The organism is Mycobacterium sp. (assembly GCF_040398885.1).
GTDB lineage: Bacteria > Actinomycetota > Actinomycetes > Mycobacteriales > Mycobacteriaceae > Mycobacterium.
This window is the reverse complement of the sequence record NZ_JBBATF010000177.1, coordinates 1-5,569: the sequence shown is the minus strand read 5'-3', so window position 1 is coordinate 5,569 and position 5,569 is coordinate 1. Positions and strand designations below refer to the sequence as shown.

The 5,569-nt window shown below is 69.8% G+C and carries 5 protein-coding genes; 2 read left to right on the top strand and 3 right to left on the bottom strand.

Going from position 1 to position 5,569, the window contains the following annotated elements:
- Positions 1-202: 202 nt before the first annotated feature.
- Positions 203-955 carry a GAP family protein gene (locus ADBZ5U_RS13965; RefSeq protein ID WP_526811166.1) on the bottom strand — a complete coding sequence of 251 codons (753 nt, stop codon included), beginning with the start codon at positions 953-955 and terminating at the stop codon, positions 203-205.
- Between the two features lie 92 nt (positions 956-1,047).
- Here ADBZ5U_RS13965 and ADBZ5U_RS13960 point away from each other — a divergent pair, with 92 nt between their 5' ends.
- Positions 1,048-1,977, top strand: coding sequence for a lytic transglycosylase domain-containing protein (locus tag ADBZ5U_RS13960; protein WP_526811164.1), 930 nt, complete (start codon positions 1,048-1,050; stop codon positions 1,975-1,977).
- Positions 1,978-1,979: 2 nt separating this feature from the next.
- Here the strand turns inward: ADBZ5U_RS13960 and ADBZ5U_RS13955 are convergent, their stop codons facing one another.
- On the bottom strand, positions 1,980-3,065 hold the full coding sequence (locus tag ADBZ5U_RS13955; RefSeq protein WP_526811162.1) for a VIT1/CCC1 transporter family protein: 1,086 nt from the start codon (positions 3,063-3,065) through the stop codon (positions 1,980-1,982).
- Positions 3,062-3,679: a DsbA family oxidoreductase gene (locus tag ADBZ5U_RS13950; protein ID WP_526811160.1), complete on the bottom strand. Its 618-nt coding sequence runs from the start codon at positions 3,677-3,679 to the stop codon at positions 3,062-3,064. The genes ADBZ5U_RS13955 and ADBZ5U_RS13950 overlap by 4 nt, the downstream gene beginning before the upstream one ends.
- 131 nt (positions 3,680-3,810) lie before the next feature.
- Here ADBZ5U_RS13950 and ADBZ5U_RS13945 point away from each other — a divergent pair.
- A partial coding sequence (locus tag ADBZ5U_RS13945) for an alkaline phosphatase family protein (RefSeq protein ID WP_526811158.1) occupies positions 3,811-5,569 on the top strand: 1,759 nt, incomplete at its 3' end.

Below are 5,569 nucleotides of genomic sequence, written 5' to 3'. Positions count from 1 at the left end.
TCTGACAACCGCGTTGTTCCGACCAACACGTGTTCTTCTGACTAACACTGACTAACACGTGCCCGTCTGACTAAACACGGGGCCTGAGCGGACCAGACGCAAGCTTGCGGGCGACGGCGTTCGCTGTCAACCAACAGTTGAGTCTAGAAGGCTCAATTCGGCAGAAGGCATAACCGGCCCGGCTCGGGATTTGTTCCCGGCCCTACCGCCCGGGCATCCCCTTGATCGCCTCCAGGCCGACATAGGCGCCGGCGACCAGCAGTAACACCGCGGTGATCATCCTGCCGTGGACCTTCATGATCCGCTCGTAGCCCGCCTTGATGCGGACCGTCGCGCTCGGGTTGACCAGGTCGATGACGGCCGGCACGAGAGCCGGGGTGACCGCGATGGCGGCGAACATCACGACCCCCAGCGTGCGTTCCCCCGGGTCGGTGATCTGAAAGATCTGGTGGCCGGCCGCGATGGCGATCGGGAAGATCTTGGGGTGCAGTCCGCACATGGCGAAACCGGCCAGCCCGGCACGCGCCACCCGGCGGGGCACCGGCAGGTCCGTCGCGGGATCCAGGCCGGGGAAGCGCCGGGTCAGGGCGGCCCGCAGCGCGCTCGGCTTTTGCGCCGGCTCCGAGACGTCCGGGATGGGCTTCTTGCGAAGGGCGCTGACGGCCCGCCGCGCGCCGATCGTGATCAGCACGGCGGCGATGGCGGCCCGCACGACGAAGCTGGGCCAACCGTCGTGATGGTCGCCGGTGTGGCTGCCGGTGCCGGATGCGTGCGCGATCCACAGTCCGATCCCGGTCGAGAAGGCGATGCCGAGGATGGCGCAACCGGCGTAGGCCAGCGCCGCCAGCCGTGGCACCTTCTTGTCTCCGGCGACGATCAGGCCGACGACCAGCGTCTCCGGGCTGAAGAACAGCGCCAACGCCAGCGTGGCGAGGACGGCGAAGTGTGAGCTCATCGGTGCATCACAATAGTGGCATCACGGCGCGGTGCGGGCGGCTTGAGGGGCGAACTCGCTAGGTTTGCACCAACGGTCGGCAGGAGGACGCGGTGAAAAAGACAAATGGCGTCGTTTCGGTGGCACTCGCGCTCGCCGCGACGGTGACGACTCTGGGGCTGGCCGGTTGCGCCGAACCGGCGGCGCCGGCCGATCCGGTCGCGGCGCCGGTCACCAAGATGGACACCACCGCTCCCGCCGCCCCGGCCGGCGCCCAGCCGAGACTGGCGTCCGACCCGGCACAGATCGCCGCCGATCTGGTGGCCGACGAACAGGCTTTGCACGACCCCGCGACACCCGAGCCGGCCCTGGTGGCCGCAGCCCGCCGCCAGCAGGCGGCCTACCGCGCCATCGGCCGGAACCCGGAATGGGACGCCGTCATCCGCCCGGCGATCCCCGAGTCGATGGCGATGGCCTACGACCGCAACATCAACGCCCGACGCCAGTTGACCGCATTGTCGCCGGTCCGCGACACCCTGCCGGCCTGGCGGATCGTCCCCTCGACGCCCGCCGGAGACCTGATGGCCTTCTACCGCGAGGCCGAGGCGGCCACCGGCGTGGGCTGGAACTACCTGGCCGCGATCAACCTCATCGAAACCAAATTCGGCAGTATCGCCGGGGTCAGCACCGCCGGGGCCCAGGGCCCGATGCAGTTCATGCCCGGGACCTGGGCCATCTACGGCAACGGCGGCGACGTCAACTCACCGCGCGAGTCGATCATGGCGGCGGGTCGCTACCTGGCCGCCAGTGGGTTCGCCGGCAGCCCCGGCCGCGCCATCTACGCCTACAACAATGCCGACGAGTACGTCAACGCGGTCACCGACTACGCGGCGATCATGGCCGCCGATCCGGCCGCATTCGGCGCCTACCACCGCTGGGAGGTCTACTACAACACGACCGCCGGCGACGTCCTGCTTCCGGTCGGATACGCAGAGAACCAACGCATCGCGGTCGCCGACTACCTGGCCGCGCACCCGCAGTAGCCTCAGCCGACCCCGCCGCCCACCAGCAGGCCGAGAACGTAGGTGATCGCAGCCGCGCCGTAACCGATCATCAACTGGCGCAAGGCTCTTCGCATCGGCGGCGCGCCGGACAGCAGCCCGACTATCACGCCGGTGATCAGCAGCGCGACACCGACCAGGATTGCTGCCGCCACCACCGCGGTGCGGCCCCCCACGCCGAAGAGGTAGGGCAGCAACGGGATCAGGGCTCCGGTGGCGAAGAACAGGAAGCTCGACACTGCGGCCCCCAGCCCGGTTCCGATGGCCTGATGCCGTTCCATGCCGTGGCCGGGCGAATGGTGGCTCGAGCCGGTGATGTCCTGCAGCACGTCGGCGGCGTGCGCCCTGGCCTCCTCCGGGCTCATACCCCGCGCCCGGTAGACCAGTTCCAGTTCGTTCTCGTCGACGTCGAGTCGGTTCAGCGCGGAGCCGACGTTGGGGCTCGGCGAGGAAGCCTCCAGCAGTTCGCGCTGGGAGCTGACCGAGACGAACTCGCCCGCCCCCATGGACAACGCGCCGGCCAGCAACCCCGCCAGGCCGGTGACCATGACGGTATGGTCGGACACCCCGCTGGCGGCCACCCCGAGGATCAGCGCGAGGTTGCTGACCAACCCGTCGTTGGCCCCGAACACCGCCGCGCGGAAGGTGCCCGACAGCCGGTCGCGGCCGCGGGCGGCCAGCGCCCGGATCACCTCCTCGTGGATCTGCTCGTCGGCGGCCATGGTGGGGGTGGCGTCGGCGTCGGTGTCGTAGCTGGCCCGGGCCTCGAAGCGCTGCACCAGCGCCAGGACGAACACCGACCCGAAGTGGCGCGCCATGAACGCCAGCGCGCGGGTCCCGAAATCCGCCCGGACCGGCCGGCCCACCTGATCGCCGAGCAGGTTCAGCCAATGCTGTTCGTGGCGTTCCTCGGCGGCGGCGATGGAGGCCAGGATCTCGCGCTCCTCACCGTCGTGCTTCTGTGCCAGATCGCGGTAGACGGACGCTTCGGCGCGCTCGTTGGCCAGGTGCCTGCGCCACCGCCGCAGATCGGCCACGCTGGGTCCGGTGTGGGTGGGACCGGTGATCACCGGATCACACTATCGGCGAACGCCGCGCCGCCCTCTTTCCAGGCGACGACGAAGTTTCCGGCGTCGTCGCGGCTGATGGCCAGACCGGGACAGAACCAGCTGCCGTCGGCTGTGAAGAAATGCGGCGAGCCGATGACCCCGCGCCGTCTGCCCTCTTCCCAGTCGGCCCGCACCGCGGCTTGCGCCTCGTCGTCGTCAAGCCGCCGCAGCCCGTGCCGGGCGCCGATCTCCTCGACCACCTCCGGCCGGCCGATATCGAGGCCCCGCTCGAAGACCGCGTCCCGCAAAGCCATTCCGACCTCCTCGCCGAGCGCCGGGTCACCGGTGCGGTCGGCGGCCGCCGCCAGGGCGAACGCCGGCATGGACGTCCGGGGGAAGGTCGCGGCGGAGAACCCGGTGAACAGGTCTGGACGAACGGATTCCCGCAGGGCCGAGATCTCGGCGGCGATGTGCCGGGCGTCCAGGGGGTGACCGTTGACCAGTTCCAGCGGCCAGGCGCGGATGCGCAGCCGCGGTTCGGTGCGCCCGAGCCGGGTCCGGCGGTCGATGAGGGTGTGCAGCCCGACGTGGGTGAAAGGGCACAGGACGTCGGCGAAAACCTCGACGGTCGTCACGTTTGCAAGGTTAGCCCTAGCAGCCGGGCGGGGCGGCCCGCCGATATCGGGGAAAGCCGGCTCCCGGCCGCGATCAGCTACTAGCGTCGGAAGAAGACCTGGTTCATCCGCGGGTAGACGAGGGGTCCCTCATGACCACGATCAAGCAGATATTCCTGGGCGCGGCGGTGGCCGGCGCACTGGCCGGCGCGGGATCGGCACTCGGGCCCGCCGCCGCCCACGCCGACGACTCCGGCAGTGCCGACAGCGCCGCCGCCTCGGCGTCGCACAGCCGGGGAGAGTCCCAGCCGCGCGGTCGGTCGCGCGGGCCCTCGGGGCCCGCGGCCACGGCCGCCGGCACCGAGAGGGCCGCGTCCGCGGAGGAGTCGCGAAAGCCCGGGAACAACGCGCGCGGCCTGGATGGGCGCCCCGAACCGGCGATCGGCCGCACCAGCGACGACATGGGCGATCCCCCGCCGACCCAGCGCGCGACTGCGCGACAGGACGCACCGGGCGAAGCCACACCGGTGGTGCCGAAGGACGACCCGGTGACCACCCCGCGACGCGACGACGTGGCCGCGGCGGACACCCCCGCCCGACCCACAGCGGCCACCCCCGCCCGACCCGTCGTGGTCGCCGCACCGGTCGCGGCCGCGACGCCCGGCCCCGCCGCAACCTTGCCGGCCCCCGTCTCGTCGGCCGCCGTTGTGCCGACGCTCACTCCGGCCCCGGCCGCACCCGCGCCGACCCCGCTGCGGCTGCCGTTCCTGCCCGACCTTCCCGCCGTGCCGGTCGCCCCGGCCGGCTCGGTCACGGTCAGCGCGACCTCAGGCAAGAACAGCCGTTACCGGGCCGCCAGCGCGCAGAGTCGAGCGGAGTTGCGCTCGGACCCGCCGGTGAATCACGTGCTGCTGATCGGCACCGACGGCACAAACCTGAGCAAGGTCCTGGAGTACGCCTACGACGACCCCGCTAGCGGCTTCCGGATCGCGATGGACGACGGCGTCACTGGCGCAACCAGCCTGGTCGGGCACACCACCATCTCCGGCCCATCGTGGACGACGATCCTGACCGGGGCGTGGGACGACAAGACCGGGGTGATCAACAACCTGTTCAACCCGGAGCCCTACGTGCAGTGGCCGACGGTGATCAACCTCATCGAATACAACAGGCCGGAGGTGGAGACCGCGGTCGTCGCCGACTGGCAGTACATCAACGACATCGCCGACGCCGGCGGCTACCCCGCCGACGTCAACGAGTTCGTCGCGTTCACCAACACCTGGGAGGACACCGACGACGTGGTGGCGGACAAGACCATCGCGCTCATCGAGGCGGCCGACTCCACGGGGTCGACGTTCATCTTCTCCTACCAGGTCGCCGTCGACGAGGAGGGGCATCTGCACGGCGGCGGGTCCACGCAGTACCGCGACGCGCTGATCAACACCAGCGAGAACGTCGCGAACATCCTGGCGGCCGTCGAGCAATGGGAGACTGCCAATCCCGGCGAGGAGTGGACCGTGATCATCACTACCGACCACGGTCATCAACAGTCCAAGGGTTTCGGTCACGGCTTCCAATCACCCAACGAGACAACGTCATTCGTGATCTTCGACGGCGAGGGCGACGACCGGAACGACGGCAGGCAGAACCTGGGCTACACCAACGCCGACATCACCCCGACCATCGTGGATCTGTTCGGCATCGCCCAGCGGTCGGACTTCGACGGTGTGCCAATGCAGTCCAAGACCACCGGAATCGTCGATCCGGTGGATTTGAAGCAGGCACTCGGCGATGCGGTTTCGATGTACGGCTACCCGAATATCGGGACCGACCTCGCCCTCGGAACTCGCACTGTTTTCGCGAGCGTCCCGTACTTCATCGACGGCTTCGTCACTGACATCACCGACATGC